The sequence below is a fragment of the Roseburia zhanii genome (genome assembly GCF_014287635.1).
Lineage (GTDB): Bacteria > Bacillota > Clostridia > Lachnospirales > Lachnospiraceae > Roseburia_B > Roseburia_B zhanii.
The window spans coordinates 1-907 of record NZ_JACOPH010000072.1 but is presented as its reverse complement, the minus strand read 5'-3'; the positions used below and the strand labels follow the sequence as shown (position 1 = coordinate 907).

The following is a 907-nucleotide window of genomic DNA, read 5'->3' as shown; positions in this document are numbered from 1 at the left end:
AGAATACAGGTAAGATATTTTTCGGGAGGAAGGATAAGAAATGGAAATAAACAGTAATCATTCTACATATGGGGCGGCATTTCGTCAAAAACCGATTTTTTTCATGTCTGGAAAGGAAACAGTGGCATTTTTTGAAGGAAAACTGAAGAAAAATATGACACTTCAGGAAGATTCCTGTACACTTGGCAGCAATGACACTTATCGCAGACAGCATACCACTTATGAGGTTTCGGACAAGAAGAAGGGAAGTACGTTTCTGGATCTGGATTTTCTGATTAAGGACGAAACCAGCAGTCTGAAAGGAAATCTCAGTGATAAAAAGGATGTGGATTTCTATAACTTTTCCATTCCATTTAATCGAACCATACAGAATTATTTTGGGGTTCAAATATACATGGACATGCCGGAAGGCTGTGATTATGACCTCACCTTATATGATGAATATGGCAATCAGGTCGGAAAGGCAGAATGGGACGGGGAAGGACGTAAAACACTGACCATCCCGAACTGGGATACAAATACCAATAAATATTGTATCAAGATAGAAAACAAAAATGGGGAAGAAGTTTCCCCGGATGATTATTATAAAATCAGTTTCAAGGTTTCTGAAAATAAAGAACAGGAAAAGACCGATGCCATAAGGGCGGCATTCGGGAACCTTCACGGTGCATACAGCCGGAAAGATGAAAATTGGAGGGAATACCTCGACAAATATAATGAAGTCCTGATGGATACAGAGAAAAATTATACAAAAGAAATGGAGAAACTCCACCAGAAGCAGTTTGAAAGTCTGCCGGAAGAAAAACAATACAAAGGCGGGCGCACAGTGGATGAATTGTTGCAGGACATGGCAGAAGGAAAGACACTGGATGATGCGGAAACGGAGTATGTGAAGATTTTTGCAAAC

At 39.9% G+C, this 907-nt stretch carries 1 pseudogene; it reads left to right on the top strand.

The features are described 5' to 3' along the window. Positions 1-40: 40 nt before the first annotated feature. Positions 41-907, top strand: a pseudogene (locus H8S17_RS16155) (hypothetical protein); the annotation flags it as partial.